This window comes from Streptomyces sp. NPDC006365, assembly GCF_042870755.1.
Taxonomy (GTDB): Bacteria; Actinomycetota; Actinomycetes; order Streptomycetales; family Streptomycetaceae; genus Streptomyces; species Streptomyces xiangluensis.
On the sequence record NZ_JBIAHS010000025.1, the window covers coordinates 112,833 to 129,973 of the forward strand.

General features: G+C 68.4%; 14 protein-coding genes. 6 read left to right on the forward strand and 8 right to left on the reverse strand.

The window, feature by feature from the left end; genetic code table 11:
* Positions 1-6 precede the first annotated feature (6 nt).
* The 3 genes from ACFYO0_RS41530 to ACFYO0_RS41540 are packed head-to-tail and all read left to right on the forward strand — an operon-like array spanning position 7 to position 3,211.
* Positions 7-1,371: a lipopolysaccharide biosynthesis protein gene (locus tag ACFYO0_RS41530; RefSeq protein ID WP_388686743.1), complete on the forward strand. Its 1,365-nt coding sequence runs from the start codon at positions 7-9 to the stop codon at positions 1,369-1,371.
* Positions 1,368-2,387: a glycosyltransferase family 2 protein gene (locus ACFYO0_RS41535; RefSeq protein ID WP_388686745.1), complete on the forward strand. Its 1,020-nt coding sequence runs from the start codon at positions 1,368-1,370 to the stop codon at positions 2,385-2,387. The genes ACFYO0_RS41530 and ACFYO0_RS41535 overlap by 4 nt, the downstream gene beginning before the upstream one ends.
* Entirely contained in the window at positions 2,384-3,211 is an 828-nt protein-coding gene (locus tag ACFYO0_RS41540; protein WP_388686747.1) for a polysaccharide deacetylase family protein, read from the forward strand. Before ACFYO0_RS41535 ends, ACFYO0_RS41540 begins: the two co-directional genes overlap by 4 nt.
* Before the next feature lie 55 nt (positions 3,212-3,266).
* On the opposite strand, the gene ACFYO0_RS41545 is transcribed toward ACFYO0_RS41540, so the two are convergent.
* From ACFYO0_RS41545 to ACFYO0_RS41555, 3 genes are all read right to left on the reverse strand, one after another.
* The gene (locus ACFYO0_RS41545; RefSeq protein ID WP_388686749.1) at positions 3,267-4,073 is read right to left on the reverse strand and encodes a family 16 glycosylhydrolase; all 807 of its coding nucleotides are present in this window, start codon (positions 4,071-4,073) and stop codon (positions 3,267-3,269) included.
* 164 nt (positions 4,074-4,237) lie between these two features.
* Positions 4,238-4,642 carry a hypothetical protein gene (locus ACFYO0_RS41550; RefSeq protein ID WP_388686751.1) on the reverse strand — a complete coding sequence of 135 codons (405 nt, stop codon included), beginning with the start codon at positions 4,640-4,642 and terminating at the stop codon, positions 4,238-4,240.
* Entirely contained in the window at positions 4,642-6,465 is a 1,824-nt protein-coding gene (locus tag ACFYO0_RS41555; RefSeq protein WP_388686753.1) for a glycosyltransferase, read from the reverse strand. The genes ACFYO0_RS41550 and ACFYO0_RS41555 overlap by 1 nt, the downstream gene beginning before the upstream one ends.
* A 192-nt stretch (positions 6,466-6,657) precedes the next feature.
* On the opposite strand from ACFYO0_RS41555, the gene ACFYO0_RS41560 reads away from it, so the two are divergent.
* A complete protein-coding gene (locus ACFYO0_RS41560; protein WP_388686755.1) occupies positions 6,658-7,470 on the forward strand; it encodes an alkaline phosphatase family protein in 813 nt (270 codons plus the stop codon).
* Positions 7,471-7,599: 129 nt separating this feature from the next.
* Here the strand turns inward: ACFYO0_RS41560 and ACFYO0_RS41565 are convergent, their stop codons facing one another.
* From ACFYO0_RS41565 to ACFYO0_RS41575, 3 genes are all read right to left on the reverse strand, one after another.
* Positions 7,600-8,367 (reverse strand): hypothetical protein, encoded by a 768-nt coding sequence (locus ACFYO0_RS41565; RefSeq protein ID WP_388686757.1) that lies wholly within the window; start codon positions 8,365-8,367, stop codon positions 7,600-7,602.
* Positions 8,368-8,461: 94 nt separating this feature from the next.
* Complete coding sequence (locus ACFYO0_RS41570) at positions 8,462-9,547, reverse strand: GNAT family N-acetyltransferase (RefSeq protein WP_388686759.1); 1,086 nt, start codon at positions 9,545-9,547, stop codon at positions 8,462-8,464.
* A 289-nt stretch (positions 9,548-9,836) separates the two neighbouring features.
* Positions 9,837-10,889: a phosphotransferase family protein gene (locus ACFYO0_RS41575; RefSeq protein WP_388686760.1), complete on the reverse strand. Its 1,053-nt coding sequence runs from the start codon at positions 10,887-10,889 to the stop codon at positions 9,837-9,839.
* A 220-nt stretch (positions 10,890-11,109) separates the two neighbouring features.
* Here ACFYO0_RS41575 and ACFYO0_RS41580 point away from each other — a divergent pair, with 220 nt between their 5' ends.
* On the forward strand, positions 11,110-11,832 hold the full coding sequence (locus ACFYO0_RS41580; protein ID WP_388686762.1) for a TetR/AcrR family transcriptional regulator: 723 nt from the start codon (positions 11,110-11,112) through the stop codon (positions 11,830-11,832).
* Here the strand turns inward: ACFYO0_RS41580 and ACFYO0_RS41585 are convergent, their stop codons facing one another.
* Positions 11,833-12,495: an NUDIX domain-containing protein gene (locus ACFYO0_RS41585; protein WP_388686763.1), complete on the reverse strand. Its 663-nt coding sequence runs from the start codon at positions 12,493-12,495 to the stop codon at positions 11,833-11,835.
* A gap of 315 nt (positions 12,496-12,810) precedes the next feature.
* Positions 12,811-13,983, reverse strand: coding sequence for an NAD(P)/FAD-dependent oxidoreductase (locus ACFYO0_RS41590; RefSeq protein WP_388686775.1), 1,173 nt, complete (start codon positions 13,981-13,983; stop codon positions 12,811-12,813).
* A gap of 223 nt (positions 13,984-14,206) precedes the next feature.
* Here ACFYO0_RS41590 and ACFYO0_RS41595 point away from each other — a divergent pair, with 223 nt between their 5' ends.
* Positions 14,207-17,053: an FAD-binding and (Fe-S)-binding domain-containing protein gene (locus ACFYO0_RS41595; RefSeq protein ID WP_388686776.1), complete on the forward strand. Its 2,847-nt coding sequence runs from the start codon at positions 14,207-14,209 to the stop codon at positions 17,051-17,053.
* Positions 17,054-17,141 lie beyond the last annotated feature (88 nt).

Consider the following 17,141-nt stretch of genomic DNA (forward strand, 5'->3'; position numbering starts at 1 on the left):
GAGTCCGTGTACACCTCACAGGAACTCGGCAACTCAGGAACAGCCGACATGCTGGACAGCTCACACACCTCGGGCAGTAGGCGGCCGGTGACCACAGCGCTCCGAGCCGGGATCGCCCGCGTTCTGCCCAGCGAGCCGCTGGTGCGCAACGGCCATCTGCTGGCGATCAGTTCCCTGATCAACGCCGGGGTCGGCTCCCTTTTCTGGTTGCTCGCCGCACACTGGTACGACGACGAAGCAGTGGGACTGGGTTACTCGGCCCTCTCCGCCTCTCTGCTCCTGGCCAACGTCGGCCAGTTGAACCTCAACGACTTCCTGATCCGCTTCCTGCCGTGTTCCGGACGGCGTACCCGCAGACTGGTGCTTACCTGCTACTCCGTGAGCGCCTCGTGGAGCGCCGTGGTCGCCGTCGCGTTCCTCGCTCTCGTCCCCGTACTCGCGCCCGGTCTGGACTTCCTGCGCGACCCCACGGTCGGTATCTGTTTCGTCGCGGCGACCGCCGCATACACCATCTTCGTCCTGCAGGACGGTGCGCTGACGGCGCTGAGTCGTCCCGGCTGGGTCATAGCGGAGAACTCGGTCTTCGCCTCCGCCAAAATCCTGCTCCTCGCCGGCGGAGCCGCGCTGGCCCTGCAGTCGGGGATCCTCCTGTCGTGGGCCGGAGCTCTTCTCATCTCCCTTGTCGTGGCCAACTACCTTCTGATGCAGCGAGCGGTACCACATCACGAGCGGGAGAACCCGCAGATTGAACGCCCACCGCGTCTGCTGAGCTACGCGGCGGCCGACTACGTCGGCTCGCTGTTCCGGATGGCCGCGTACACCCTCGTACCGCTGCTGGTGCTGAACACCCTGGGAGCAGCCCAAAGCGCCTACTTCTCGCTCGCCTGGATCATCGGCTACGTGTTGTTCCTGGTGGTGCGCAACATGGGCAGCTCGCTGGTGGTGGAGGCGGTGCGCCGACCCGAACAGCTCGTCGAGCACGGGCTACGGGTGCTGCGCCACTCCGGGTGGCTGCTGGCCGGCGGCGTCGTCGTGATCGTGGCGGGGGCCCCGTGGATACTCACTCTCTTCGGAGCCGGCTACGCCGAGCACGGCACCACTCTGCTCCGCCTGCTCGCCCTGTCCGCGCTGCCCAACCTGGTCTTGAGCGTGGCCGTGGATGTGCTCCGGGCCCGCAGGCGCCTGCGTCTGCTGGTCGGGCTGCAGGTCGCATTGTGCGTCCTGGTGCTGGGGCTGACCAGGTTCCTGCTGCCGGTGCTGGGTGTGACGGGGGCGGGTGTCGCCTGGCTTGCGGCGGAGTGCCTCATCGCCGCGCCGCTGCTGATCTGGCGGTCTCGTTGGCTGGTTACCACCTCTAGGAGAACCTCATGATCATGAACACCGAACCGAGCCTCTCGGTCGTCGTGTGCGCCTATACGCTCGACCGCTGGGACGATCTCCAGGCCGCCATCACCTCGGTACAGTCCCAGCGCCGTCCCGCGGACGACATCGTGCTCGTCGTCGACCACTGCCCGGGCCTCTACCGACTCGCCCGCTACTGGCTGCCCGGCGTCCGAGTCGTGCCCAACCAGTACCAGAAGGGGCTGTCCGGCGCCCGCAACACAGGTGTGGAGGCAGCGGTCGGAGACGTGGTGGCCTTCCTCGACGACGACGCGACCGCCCACCCCTCATGGACCGACCGCCTCCTGACCCGCTACGACGACCCCGCCGTCGTGGGCGTCGGAGGGCTCATCGTTCCCTGGTGGCAGACCGGCCGGCCAGCCTGGTTCCCGCCGGAGTTCGACTGGGTGGTCGGCTGCTCGTACCGCGGTCTGCCCGAAGAGCCCTCCCCGGTACGCAACTTCATCGGAGCCAACATGTCCTTCCGAAAGGACGCGCTACTGGCAGTCGGCGGCTTCCGCACCGACCTCGGACGCGTGGGAACCCGGCCTCTGGGCTGTGAGGAGACCGAACTCTGTCTGCGGATCTCGGCCCGCCGCCCGGGCACTGTGCTCCTGTACGAGCCCTCGGCGACGGTGCGGCACCGGGTTCCCGAGACGCGGGCCCGCTGGGCGTACTTCGAGCAGCGTTGCTATGCAGAAGGGCTCTCCAAGGCTCTCGTCGTGCAGCACAGCACGAGCAAGACGGCCCTGGCCAGTGAACGGACCTACCTCCGCTCGACCATCCCACGTGCCTTCGCCCGTACCCTTCGGCCGGGCCGGCCTGCCTCCCTGCGCACTCTGGTGGCGCTGTCCGCCGGTGTCAGCGCCACAGTCGCGGGCTATACCGTGGGCCGCATCCGCTCCCTGCGTTCCACCGACGCTCCGCAGCCCCGCGTCCGCGCCCTTCACCATCGCCGCCGCGCGGACTCACATGCGCGGGACCGTGTCAGGAGGGCTTCACCATGACCCAGGCAGCCGTACCGGTCTTCCTGTACCACTCGGTGCAGGTGAACCCGCCCCCGTGGATCGCGCCTTTCACCGTGCCTCCGCGGACCTTCGCCGAGCAACTCGACCTCCTCACCGACAGCGGTCACGTGGTCGTCCCCCTGCGACAACTGGTCGCAGCACTGTACGGTGGCCCACCGCTGCCGCCCCGGTCGGCGGTGCTGACGTTCGACGACGGTTTCGCCGACTTCCATACGACGGTGGCCCCGCTGCTCGCTGATCGAGGACTGCCTGCCACGCTGTACGTCACCACTGGCGCCCTGAGGGGTCCCGGCCCATCGGTCCGGGAAAGCCTGTTCCCGCCCGCCGCGATGCTGACATGGCGCCAGGTCGGCCAACTGGACGCGCTCGGCATCGAGATCGGCGGGCACACCAGGACGCATCCGCAGCTGGATACCCTGACGAGGCGTGGCGCACAGGAGGAGATCGAGGGCTGCAAGCACCAGCTCCAGGACGCCCTCGGACATCCCGTCCACTCCTTCGCCTTCCCGCACGGGTACTCCTGCCGCACGGTGCGGCGCCAGGTACGTGAGGCGGGCTGGTCTTCGGCCGCCGCCGTCCGCTGCGCCTTCAGCTCGGGCGGGGACGACCCCCTGCGCATCGCCAGGCTCATGGTGCGGGCCGATACCGACCGGAAGCAGTTCCGCGCATGGATCCGGGGCGCGGGGGCTCCGGTGGCACCCTTCGCGGACGGTGTCCGCACGCCGACCTGGCGCGCCTACCGCCGCCTGCGGGCCGGCATCGGCCGACCGTACGCGGCCCTGCCCGGGCGGTCCGGCGCATGAGGCTGCTCTCTACTGCCCGGTGCGTTCGCCTGCCGCAGGATCGGGGCCTCACTTCTCACGGCTGCCAGACCCGTACCGAGTCGACCTTCATTTCCGCCGAGTTCACGGAGGGGGGTGGCGACTTCGGAACCCCGACGGCCAGATTGATCAGGAGCTCCATGGGGACATGGGGGACGCGTTCCGGCGCGGTCACCTGGAACCGTTTCACATCGTCCACGTACCAGGTCAGTACGTCGGCTTTCCAGAGAAGTGCGAACGTGTGATATTCGGCCGGGTAGTCAACGGGACCGTGGTGTCCCGCCTGCTGCTCATCGGCGCCGTCGCGGCCACGCCAGTGGGTGTACATGTCCACCCTCTGCGTGTTTCCGAAGAATTCCATGATGTCCAGTTCTGGGGGCGTGTACCGCGACGCGGGCATCATCCAGAAGGCTGGGAACATGCCTTCCTGTGGTGCGATCCGGATCGACGCCTCGAAGTAGCCGTACGTGAAGGTCCGTCGGGGGTGGGCGTCCCAGTGGTCCCTGCCGGTGGAGATCATGCCCGACACCCACGGGTAGGTCTTGCCGTCGTACGCCCGCACGGACCGCCGCTCGGCGGTCAACACCGCTGCGCCGTCCCGCACCGAGACCTGGCCTGGGAGGTACCACTGCTGCTCCGGGTTGCCGCTGTTGGTGCATCCCTCCACGTTCCAGTCGTAGCAGGTGGTCCAACGGTCGGCGTCGAGACGCGAGCCGTCGAAGTCGTCGTGGAAGACCAACCGCCAGTTGCTCGGAACAGGCGACTTGGGCTCGTCGGACTCGCTGCTGGTGCAGGACGTCGCCAACACCAGCGCGATGGCGGCCAGCGCACGCCCCGTAGGCACTGCTAGCGCCGATGCCCTGCTGCGGAGTCCGCGCCGGACACCCCGCAGCACCCCGGACGTGCGGGGTGGGAATCGCGGTACACCTGAGCGCGCCGACCCATGCCTGACGATCGGTCGCCTGTTGCGCGGCATGGCCGGGCCTCCTCCGTCGTCGAACGGGGCATTCACTCCGGCGATCCCGCCGCCTCCGGCCGACTCTTCTCGGACCGCCGACCGGCCCGGCCGCTTATGCCAGCTCGCGGTACGAGCGCCAGCACGGAGGTCAGCACTGCGAGGATCAGCAACGCACGGACGAGGGTGAAGACGTCACCCAGGAACAGTGCCTCGGCCACGAGAACCGACGCCGCCAGGCTGAGCACCACGGCTAGCACGCAGGACTCCAGGGCGGCGAGGCGGGCCGGGTCCCTCACTACACCTGTCGGCCGGACCCATCGCAGAGCTGCCAGTCCCGGGCAGACGAGCAGAAAAGCGGGGACGACGAGTACGCGCGGAAACACCCCGGACGGCAAGGCGGTTGCCGCTACAGCCACCCAGCCGGACAGAGCGAGCCCCAGACGCAGGAAGATCATCACAACCCCCTGTCCAGCGGAGGGTCGTAGCGGTAGACCACCGCGTCATCGTTGCGGTAGACGAGGGTGAAGCGCGGCATCTTGGGAAGCACTGCCCTCAGTCGGCTGATGGTCTCGGCGGGGAACAACCCGTTGAGGTAGTTGTCGGCCAGTGATGCCTTGTTGAGGATCACGAACGTGGGCGCGGTTGCGTTGCTCTCGACCACCTCCAAAAGAGCCGATCGCAGGTCCCTGGCCTGCCTCTGGTCCTTGAAGGAGCCCTGGAGGTTGATCCGCTGTGTCCTGTAATGCTGGTCGTAGTGCATGTCCAGACCCGGGACCGCTCCGCCGAGAGACACGAACTGCGATCCCGGCGGGGCAGTGGCGACCGCGTAACGGCACGCAGCGACCTCCTGGGAGGTGAACTGGTTCATCGCCTCTTTGCCGTAGTAGGCGAAGACCAGACTCCCGAGCATGACCAGCAGCAGCGGGTACACGGCGAGTGTGCGCAGGCGGAGCCGTTTGCCCCGCCCGAAGATCAGGGTGGCGACCAGGAAGGCAGCGGCAGGCAGAGCGAAGAGATAGGCCCGGAAGATCATCTCGCCGCCGTACGCGTTCGCGGCGAGGAGCAGGAACGGCGAGAACGCGAGCAGGGCAAGCCCCGTGCGGCGGGTCCATCGGACACACACGAACGCGATCGCTGCAAGCAGGAGGACGACCCCGGTCTGAGTCCGGTCCACCCAGGCGATGAAAACCTGTGCCGGCGCGGCGGTACCAACCCTGTAGAGCCCTGATGTGACGTTGGCCTCCGGATTGATCAGTTCCCGCAACATGCCTGTGATGTTCTCCGCCAGGTAGGGCCGGGCCACGGTGGAATCCCATGCGACCGTGATCGCGACCGTCCCCACCAGGACCGGCACTGTCACTCTTCGGTTGCGGCGCGGCACCGAAAGGGCCGCCAGAACAGTGATCAGCATGACCGGGGTGAGCTGGTGCGACGAGGCGATCACGGCCACCATCGCGAACACCGCGATCAGCCGACCCGGCGGCCAACTCCGCTCACCCGGTCCCGGATGAGGAAGCGCGGACGTCGGCAACTGCCGCAGAACCAGGGCGATCACGGTCATGAACATCAGAAAGGCGAAGGCCTGGGGGGCGAAGTAGTCCTGCGCCACCCAGGAGCAGGAGTAGTAGACCCAGACGCCCCCCCAGATAAGCCTGCGGTCTCGGGTCACGGACCGGTAGATCAACAGCAGCGGACCGAGCAGCGCGACATTGAAGGAGGGCTGGGCCCACTCCGCGTAGCCGAGGGGGGACTCGAGACTGGTGGCATGCAGGAACAGGACGTTGAGCTGGAGGAAACCCGGCCACTGGTCGTAGATGTCGAACTCGGGCGCGTACGGCACATGGCCGTTGTGCCGCAACATCGCGTCCACGACCGCCACGTGCTTCCAGGCCCAGGCGTAGCGTAGCTCCGGATACAGCAGTGAGGGGGTGGCGTGGACCATCCCGATCAGCCCCAGCACGTAGGCCAGGAACCAGCCGTTGCCGGCCCGCCGGTCACCGAGGGCCAGACAGAAGCCGAGGGTGAGCAGCCCCAGGGCGACCCAGAAGAGCACGGGAAGTACCTGCAGCAGCCCCAGGTCGCTCATTCCGCGGAGGTTTACCCGGCGCAACGACAACAGCCAAAGGCCGATCGCCGCCGGCAGTGCGAGGCGGATCGCCCAGCGGGCGGTGGACAACCGCCACCCACCGGCCCCCGGCGACCTGGCTGACGCGGACCGGGCCGAGCCCTCGGCCCAGGCGCGCGCACGCCCTGCCGTCACCGCCGCGCGATCGCCCATCGCAACACCCCCTTCGCCACAACGCCGACGGCGTATATCCACCAATATCGTGTTACTACAGGATAGAAGTGGTGCAGTCGTTTCCGCTCGTTCGAGCGAGTCCACCTGAGGAGAGCCGTGACGTCGCACATGAAGGGAACCCGGCACGGCCCGAGACGCCACACGAGGCGGAGATCCGCCGCATTGCTGGCCGTGCTTGCCGCCCTCCTGCCGACGGCGAGTTGCGGCATCGCAGGCGCCCACACCCCCCGGCCGGACCACATCGTGGTGGTGATCGAGGAGAACCACGGATACGCCGACATCATCGGAAATCCGCGGGCTCCCTACATCAACGACCTGGCAAGGCGAGGCGCCTCGCTCACCGACTTCTACGGCATCACCCACCCGAGCCAGCCGAACTACCTAGGCCTGTTCTCCGGCAACTCCCAGGACGTCGTCCGGGACTCGTGCCCGCATAACTTCTGGCAGCGCCCCAACCTCGCGTCCAAACTGCTCGAAGCCGACCTGACATTCGTGGGCTATGCGCAGAGCCTGCCTGATGTCGGCTTCACGGGATGCAGGCACGGTGCCTACGTGCGCCGACACAATCCATGGGTCAACTTCGAACCCCTGCCCTCGTCGATCAACCGCCCATGGACATCGTTCCCACGGGACTTCACCAAACTGCCGACCGTCTCGTTCGTCGTGCCGGACCTGGAGCACAACATGCATGACGGTTCCGTGGAGAAGGCCGACACCTGGCTGCGCGACAACCTCAACTCCTACGCGCGGTGGGCCGTGACCCACAACAGCGTGCTGGTGGTCACCTGGGATGAGGCCCGCGAGGACCGTCAGGCCAATCGCATCCCGACCGTTCTCGTCGGCGAGCAGGTCGAACCGGGCAACCACGAGCAGCCGAACAACCTATACGGACTCCTGCGGACGCTGCTGGACGCCTACGACTTGGATCCCATCGGTCACAGTGAGGAAGCCGAGCCCATCGACGTCTGGAAGGACGACAGTTAGCCGCGTGACGACGGCCCCCGGTGAGCCGTTCGCCTGGGCGCCAGGTTCGTCAGCGTCGGACGCTTGGACAGAGTCGGCCACGACGTAGGGCTCGCCAGCCAAGAACTCCAGGGACCGCACGCAGCCTCTCTACGGCGATTCCCGAGTTATGGCAAAGAGCGCTCGGTCCGTCGGGAACCCGGCTGCGTCGAAGGCGCGATGGCGGCCGAGGTGTTCGATTCGCGCCCCGGCGCAGTTCTTCTGCAGGTACGCCTCGAGCCAGGCGTCCGGCGTCGGCACCATGCGAGGAAGCCCGAACGACTCGGGCATCTCGCCCTCACCGCTGTCGAAGAACATCACCTTTCCGGTCCGGGCCCACAGCTCCCGAAGCAAGTGTGTGGCCGTGTCGAGGCCCTGCCCTCGCACCAGGTGATGCCAGAGGGACAGCAGGAGGGTGCAGTCGGTTTTCGGCAGGAGGCCGACCGTTTCGGGTCGAAGCTCGAGCGCCATCACCGCCACGTTGCCCAGCTGGTTTCGTCGCACGGCTGTCGTCGTTGTGCGAACGTTTTTCGGATCCGATTCGAGCGCGACCGCGGGGATCCCACGGCTGGCGAGCTTGATCGGGAAATAGCCGGCATTTGCGCCGACATCCATCGCGCTCTTCACGCCCAGCCGCTCGATGACCGGCTCCATCGCCGCCCATCGCGACCCGGTGCCGACCGCTCGCTTCGCCTTCCGTACTGGTAGACCCGGGACCGGCTGATAGACGCCGTCGGGCAGGGCGTCGAGCCTCAGGCGGATCAGATCGATCGCGTCGTCGAGCATGCGACGCGCGCGCCGCATCAGTCGAAGCGACGGGATGCTCTGGCGGAGGCGCACCACGCGCGTGGAGGCCTGAGTTCCCTCCAATTGGTCCACGGGACACCACCCATCATTTTTCGAGAATAGGATCTTTTATCCTCTTCGGATACCGAAGGGGGAGTCTCCGACTAGGTCCGTGCCCACAGAGACGTCAGGCATCCTGGAAACGGATCACACGTTTGACCGCCGTCCGCAGCCGGTGCTCAACCGCGGAAACGGGCAGCCGCTCACGCAAGTAGCGGGGGGACGAGTAGGTGTCCGCTCCGAAGCCCGCCTTGAAGTGCGCCAGGGAAGATCCCGGGGCGGACTCCCCCATGTCGTAGCACCGACAGCCCGCCTCACACGCCTCCTCGATCGCCAGCCGCATCAGCAGGGGACTGGCCCGTACCGGATGGGCCAGCTCGCGGTTCATCGCCGCGCGCCAGAGCTTGGCGTGATGGCCGTGCCGCAGGACGACGGCCGCCGCGGCGGGCTCCCCGGCGTGCCAGGCCACCCAGATCGCGCAGGCTTCGCCGAACCGGGCGGCCACCTCAGCGAGCCGCCGGCTGGGGAACTCCCTCCTCCTACGCCACCGGGCCAGCGCCAACGGCTCGTGCTGCTGCCCGGCCCAGCGTTCGATCGACTGCTCGTACAAGTGGTGGAAGACGGGGACGAGCCGGCCGGTGCGGTCCACTTCCACGTCGAGGTGCGCGCTCTCGGCACGGCGGACGTCGCGCCGCACCCGCGTATGGAAGCGGCGCTGCCATACAGTGCCGAAACCGCCGTCGAGGTTCACCACCTGTGTCATGTGGGGCTCCATCCTGAAGCCCGTCGGGACGGCTTTCTCCCACGCCTCGGCGTCTCCTGGTCGCAAACGCACGCCGATTTGGAGGACGGGTCGCCGCGCCAGGTCGCCGAAGACCGCCCGTGCCTTCTCCGGGCCGACGTGGCCCGCGACCACCGGCCCTCCGATCCCCCAGTCCGCCGGCCAGGACTCCTCTGCGTCCAGCCACTGGGGACGGCGTCTTCTGCTGACGAGCGGGAGCACGATGCGGCTGCCGTCGTCGAACTCGTAAAGTCGGCTGCCGTCCTGGTACGGCCCTGTGCCGCATAGACAGTCGAGCCAGGTGGGCGTCTGGGTGACGTGGCAGGCGGCGTCCTGTGCGGCTAGTTCCCACCAGGTTTCGCGGGGTGCCGGAGTCGTGATGTGCGCGGGGCACACGGCGGAATCGGTCAGGAGTTCAGCGGGTTTGTTCACAGCCTCTCCTGCGGGGGCGTGAGGTCCGCAAGGACGACGATCACGGAGCGAAGGCCCACGCGCCTCCTCCCACCGATCGTAAGCGAGGCGTGCCGACCGGGCATGTCGAACGGCTGGCCCCCCGGAAGGCCGGCCTCCGACCACCCACCACCTGCCGTTCCAGGACCTCGCCCCGTCGCCTTCTCCGTGACCCGGCAACGGGCTCCCGGCCTCCGAGCCCGCTACGAATGTTGTCGCCTGACGCGCCGTCGGCTGCCAGGTCGCCCACCCGCTCGGCGTGAGCCTTCGGTCATGGCGTCTGGTGCGCCATCACCTCGCTGAGCACAGGCACGATGTTATCGGCGACCCAACGGTGGCTGCGCCCGTACCGGGCGGATTTCTCCACGTTCCCCGCAACATGCCACAGCCAGGTCAGCAAAGTGAACGCGATCTCTCCCCTGGAGTCGGGAGCAAGTGCCGTTGCTTCGGCAAGCAGCCGCCGGTCTTCGGGCAAGAGCGAAGCGGTCCGCACCACATCGGCGACGACCTGTCCGAACTGCCGCCTTCCAAGTTGATGCCGCATGGTCAGCACAAAGGTGTGGCAGTCGAGTAGGGACGGCCCGTCGGGGATGGCGCCAGCCCAGTCGATCACCCCGCACAGCGCCCCTTGCTCCTCCGTCAGCAGCACATTCCCGGGGTGGAAGTCGCCATGCGTCCAGGCGACGAGCAGGCTGCGGCCGATCAGTTCGCGCACAACTTGTTCGCGCAGCACCGTCAGGGCCTCCGCACCCATGCCTCGGCTGCACCAGCGGACCTCCTCGGCGAGGAGGTCCAGCCGGGGATCGACCCAGTCGGCCACCCTGGCCGTCACCTCCTCCGTTCGTCCGGTGGCGAGGTGCAGTTCGTGGATCGCCCTGAGAGCGGACACCGTGACCCGACGGGCCATCTGCGGGGAGTGCTGCAACAGCACATCGGCTTCGACACCGGGCAAACGGCTTTCCACCACCAGCGGCAGCGGTCCTTCCAGTCGGCGCCGTTCCACCACGGGCAGCAGCCGCCGCCACGGGCCGAGGCGCTCGTCACCAGCCAGCCGTCGCACAGCGTCGCATTCGTGCGCCAGCGATGCGGTCGCGCGTGCACTGCGGGGGTGCTTGACCACGGCGGGCTGTGTGCTGTCGCCGTCAAGATTGAACACCAAGAGATCGGAGAATGTCCGCCGCATCCTTCGGGGGGTGCGGCGGCGGACATCGTCGGTGCTGAGCGAGTATGCCAACTTGTGTGCGGCCAGCGCGTCGGCGGGAAGAGTCAGGAGACCGGCGGGGCGCAACGGTATGAGGCCCCGAATCTGCTCTGTGAACGTCATCCGGCCCTCCTTTCAGCCAGATGTTCACAAATCATCCAAGATCTTCCTCCCTTCATCGTCGCTGCTGCTCAGCCGAGGTGCGACTTGGCAACGCGCTCCCGGTCGCACCGGTCGGACTTCCGGAGATCGAGTGGCAATGCAGGACGCCGCAGCCGATCCTGTATGTATACGTTGTACAGCGGTGCGCGCTCCATGTGGTCGCACGCTGAGGAGGCAGGCAATGGCGAACGACGCTCAGACAGGCCAGGCGCGCCGCGCCAGCGACCGCGGCCATTACGGCAGGCTCAGTCGGGAACGTGTGCTGGCCGCCGCCCTGGAACTGGTCGATCGCGAAGGGCTCTCAGCGTTGAGCATGCGCCGTCTCGGCTCCGAGCTCGGCGTGGAGGCGATGGCGCTCTACCGGTACGCGGCGAGCAAGGACGCCCTCCTGGACGGCCTGGTGGAAGCCCTGTACCTGGAGCTGGAGGAGCGCCTGGAGGCCGAGCCCGGCCCCGGCGCGGCCGACGCAGCCGCCTGGCGCGCCGAGCTCCACCGGATCGCCCGGACGACGTACGACATCTGCCTCGCCCACCCCGAGGCCGTTCCGCTGCTCGCCACCCGCATGCTGGCCGTCCCGCTGGCGCGGCGGCCGCTCGCCGTGTTGCGGGACCACGAGAGGGTGCTGGCGCTGCTGCGGCAGGCCGGCCTCGATGAAGCCCGCGCCTCCGCGGTCTTCCGGGCGTTCACCGCCTGGCTCCTCGGCTACGTGTCCGTGGAACTGCAGCCCATGGTCGACAACCCGGACGAGCAGGAGCCGGCGTTCCGGCTCGGGCTGCACCGTATGCCGTCGCAGGAACTGCCCCGGCTCCGGGAGACCGCCGCCGCGCTCGCCGAACGCGGTGGGCCGGAGGGACTGGCCGCCGGGCTGGACGCACTGCTCGACCAATTCGTCGCAGCAGAGTGATTAGCGGGCGAACGGTCCCTCCAGTGCCGCCCACTGCAGCAGCATGATGGTCTTCGCGTCGGCGATCTCCCCCGTGCGGATCATCTCCAGTGCCTGGCGGAAGGGTAGTTCGAGGATCTCGATGTCCTCGCCCTCCTCGTCCAGGCCGCCGCCTTCGTGGGTGTGGGTCGAGGGGCCGTAGGCGGCGGCGTAGAAGCTGACGCGTTCCGTGACCGAGCCGGGGCTCATGTAGACGTCGAAGACGTGTTGGACGTCGCCGATGGTGTGGCCGGTCTCCTCCACCACCTCTCGGCGTACGGCGAGTTCCGGGTGTTCGTCCTCGTCGTCGAGCAGTCCGCCGGGGGTTTCGACCAGCATGCCGTCAGAGTGGCCGTTGACGTAGACCGGGAAACGGAACTGGCGGGTGAGCAGGACGGTTTCACGTTCGGCGTCGTACAGGAGCATCGTGGCGCCGTTGCCGCGGTCGTGCGTTTCGCGCTCCTGGGTGGTCCAGGTGCCGTCGGCGTGCTGGAAGTCGAAGGTCGTGGTGCGTTCGACGTACCAGTGGCTGGACAGGAGTTTCACGTCCCGGACCCTGACGCGGGGGTTGCCGGTGAGGTCACGGCCGGTTCGGTCGAGTCCGGTGCGGCCGCGGCGGTCCGGGGTGTCGATGCCGGCGGTCATCGGGCACCGTTCCGGCGGCGGGGACGAAGGGCATGCGAGTTGGTCATGCCTGCTTTTATCACTTCCCCCGCCGCCGGTGGGCGGGAGGGCGTCCCGCCCACCGGCGACTCGCCAACACCAGCCCGGCCCCGTCAGAAGAAGCCAACCCCCTGCGCAAGCGCCGGCTCAGTGTCGGCGGGAACAGTTCACGGCGGGCGACAAAGGCTTCCAGGCGGGCACGCAAGTCGGCGTCGAAGTCTGCGACAGGCGCGCCGCGAACGCGGCTCGCCTGTCACTGGCTGATCGTTGACATGGCCCGGGCCTTTCGATCGGAGTTCACACCACGTGGACTTCGGGGCGGATCTCGGCGCCGTGGCGGAACCGGTCCGCGCTGAGCGGGGAGATGTCGGTGAATGGCTCGCGTTCCAGGTACAGGTCGCGTACGACCTCGCCGACGGCGGGCGCCTGGAGGAAGCCGTGGCCCGAAAACCCGGCTGCGTAGAGGAAGTTGGACAGTTCGCCGGAGCGGCCGATCAGCGCGTTGTGGTCCGGTGTGATCTCGTACAGGCCGGCCCAGCCGCCGACGGTCCTCATGTCGGCCAGCGCGGGGGCCCGGTCGCGGGCGACGCCGCGGAACAGCTCGAGCCACTGAGGGGTCCAGGTGGTGTCGAAGCCGTCCTTCTCGTCGGGGTCGGCTAGGCCGAACAGCAGGCCGTCGTCGCTGTTGTGGAAGTAGGCCGACGACGAGAAGTCGATGGTGAACGGGATGCGCGGCGCGGGCGGAGTGAGCGGTGCGGTGAACGCCAACTGCCGCCGTACGGGCCGGACCGGGAGGTTGACGCCGGCCATGGCGCCGAGCTGTGCCGACCAAGCCCCTGCCGCGCAGATGACGGTGCCACAGGCGATACGGCCCTGGCTGGTGCGTACGCCGACGACCTGGTCCCCAGCGATGTCGATGCCCGTGACCGTGGTGTGCGTGGCGATGGTGACGCCGGCGCGGGCCGCGGCCTGGGCGTATCCGTCGACGACCAGCCCCGGGCGGCAGTGTCCGTCGGCGGGCGAGTACGCGGCGGCCACCAGACCGTCGGTGTTGATGTAGGGACACAGCTTCTGCGCCTCGTCGGGTCCGATCATGCGGCTCGGCACGCCCAGGCTGTTCTGGATGCCGACGCTGGTCTCGAAGTCGGCAGCCTGCTGTTCGCTGGTGAGCAGGAAGAGGTAGCCGACCGTGTCGAGTTTGATGTCGGCGCCGGGCCGGTGGGGGAATTCCTGGTAGGCGCGCAGGCTGCGGTTGCCCAGTTCGATGTTGAGGGGGTCGGAGAACTGGGCGCGGATGCCGCCGATCGGCTTGCCCGAGCTGCCACGGCCGAGATCGTCGCGTTCGACGACGACGATGTTGTGCACGCCGGCCTCGGCGAGGTGGAACGCGATGCTCGCACCCATCACGCCGCCACCGATGATCACCACATCGGCGGAGGTCGGAACGATGTGGAAGGCGGAGGAGGACAAACGGACCACACTCCCATCTATGGGCCGCACGGCGGACGCGGACGGGTCCGCCCCGCCGGCGGCGGGGTTGTCGATACGGGGGCGCGCTGCTGGGTCTTGTGCGGCGGGCAGGTGTACGCAGATCGTGACGGGGCGGCGAAGTCGAGCGTGACCATCTGACCATGAGGGAGCTACCGCAGTGAAGGCGACAGTGCAGAGTCCGGAGCGTCTCGACGCGGCGGCCGTGACCGAGGCACTCGCCGAGGGCGACTGCGGCGAAGTGCAGGGGGATGCCGGACGCCGGGCCCAGTACTCGGCCGACGCCTCCAACTACCGCCGGATTCCCCTGGCCGTGGTCTTCCCCCGCGAGCGCCGGCATGTGCTCAACGCACTGGCCGTGTGCCGCCGCCTCGGCGTGCCGATCACCTCGCGCGGCGGGGGCACCAGCACCTCGGGGCAGGCCGTCGGTTCCGGCGTGGTCCTGGACTTCTCGCGCTACTTCAACCGTCTGCTCGCGCTGGATCCTGTCGCGCGTACGGCGACGGTGCAGCCCGGCATCGTTCTGGACGACTTGCAACGGGCCGCCGGCGAACACGGGTTGCTCTTCGGCGCGGATCCCTCGACCCACAGCCGCTGCACGCTCGGCGGCATGATCGGCAACAATGCGTGCGGCTCGCACTCCGTCGCCTGGGGACGCACCGCGGAGAACGTACTGGAACTCGAGGTGGTCACCTACCGCGGGACCGTCCTGCGCCTCGGCGAGATGACCCCTTCCGAGATCGAGGAAGCCGTCTCCGCCGGGGGCGAACGCGGCCGGCTCATCGCGTCCCTGCACCGGCTGACCGAGCGCAACCTGGCATCCCTGCGCACCGAGTTGGGCCGGTTCCCCCGGCAGGTCTCCGGCTACGCCCTCGAACACCTGCTGCCGGAGCGGCGGTTCAACCTCGCCCGCGCCCTGGTCGGCAGCGAAGGCACGCTGGCTGTCATCCTCTCCGCCACCGTCCGCCTCGTAACTCCCCCTCCCGCGCGGGCCCTTGTCGTACTCGGCTACCAGGACGCCTGTACCGCGGCCGACGCGGTACCCGCCCTCCTCAAGCACCAACTGCTGGCACTGGAAGGACTCGACCAGGCCCTGACCGACATCGTCACCCGCGCCGAGACCCGACAGACGATCGACACCCTGCCACGCGCGCGGGCCTGGCTGTTCGCCGAGTTCGGCGGACAGGAGGGCGAACTCCCCAAGTTGGCCGAGGAGTTCACCGCAGAAGCCGCCCGGACCGCGGGGTTCACCGGCCATGAGGTCGTCACCGATCCCGTACGCGCCCGGCAGCTGTGGCGGATCCGCGAAGACGGAGCCGGTCTGGCCACACGTACCCCCGACGGGGCAGAAGCCTGGCCCGGCTGGGAGGACGCCGCCGTACCACCCGGCCAACTCGGCTCCTACCTAAGGCAGTTCACCGAACTGCTCAGCCGCCACGAACTCCGTGGCCCCGTGTACGGGCACTTCGGCGAGGGCTGCCTGCACGTGCGCATCGACTTCGACTTCACCACCGAGCACGGCAGCGCCGTCTTCCGTGCCTTCATCACCGAGGCCGCCGAACTCGTCGCCGCCCACGGCGGCTCCCTCTCCGGCGAACACGGCGACGGCCAGGCACGCTCCGAGCTGCTGCCGTTGATGTACGGGCCCGAAGTCATTGACATGTTCGAACAGTTCAAAGGCGTCTGGGATCCCGACAACGGACTGAATCCCGGAATGATCGTCGAACCGCTGCGCATCGACGGCAATCTCCGGGTCAGCCCGCACCGCACCCCGCTGCCCCTGACCACCGTCTTCCCCTTCCACTCCGACGGCGGCGACTTCGCCAAGGCCACCCGTCGCTGCGTCGGCGTCGGTAAGTGCCGAAGCGCCACCCCTCGGGACGGTGTCATGTGCCCCAGCTACCGAGTCACCCTCGACGAGAAGGACTCCACCAGGGGCCGGGCCCGCCTGCTGTATGAGATGACCCAGGGCGAGGTCATCACGGACGGCTGGCGGTCCGCCGAGGTGCGCGACGCGCTCGACCTGTGCCTGTCGTGCAAGGGGTGCAGCGTCGACTGCCCGGTGGAGGTCGACATGGCCACGTACAAGTCCGAATTCCTGCACCACCACTACCGACGGCGCCTGCGGCCCGCCTCCCACTACTCCATGGGCTGGCTGCCCCTGCTGTCCCGCCTGGCCGCTCGTATGCCCCGGCTGGTCAACGGGCTCACCACGTCGCGTCTCGCGCCGGTCGTCAAGCGGCTGGGCGGTATCGCCGCCGAACGCGAGGTTCCCCGCTTCGCGACACGGACCTTCCTGAACTGGTTCCGCACGCGCACTCCCGAAGGCGATGGACACCGCGGGCCGGTCATGCTCTGGGTGGACTCCTTCAACAACCACTTCACGCCCGAAGTCCTCAAGGCCGGCGTGGCGGTTCTGGAGCATGCCGGATACCGGGTCCAGGTCCCGGACGGCACCCAGTGCTGCGGGCTGACCTGGATCACCACCGGCCAGCTGGGCATGGCCCGCCGTATTGCACGCCGCACCGCCACCGCGCTGGCACCAGCGACACGCGAAGGCGTACCGGTCGTAGGCCTGGAGCCGAGCTGTACCGCGGCGCTCAGAACCGATCTGCCCGAACTCCTCGACGGCGATCCCGACGCGTGGGCCCTCTCCCAGTCCACGCTCACCCTTGCCGAACTCCTCCTCCACCGCACCGAGGGCTGGCAGCCGCCACGGATCGACGTCGGCTCCATCAGCCAGACCCACTGTCACCAGCACGCCACCAGCGGCTTCAGTGACGACAGCGCACTGCTGGAAGCCATGGGCGTCGACAACAGCGTGCTGAACTCCGGCTGCTGCGGACTGGCGGGCAACTTCGGCTTCGAGCGCGGTCACTACGAGGTCTCCGTGGCGGCCGGTGAGCAGGTCCTGCTGCCGGCGGTACGCGCGGCCGACCCGGACACCGTCGTCCTGGCCGACGGCTTCAGCTGCCGTACCCAGATCGCCCAGCAGACCGAACGCAGCGGTACTCACCTCGCCGAGCTGATCGCCGGTGCGCTGCGTTACTGAGCCCTTCGGATTGTTGTCGGGGGGTGGTGACGTGTGGTGATCCCTGCGGTAGGCCGGTGGTATGCGGTACGCGCAGGGTGGCGGCCTG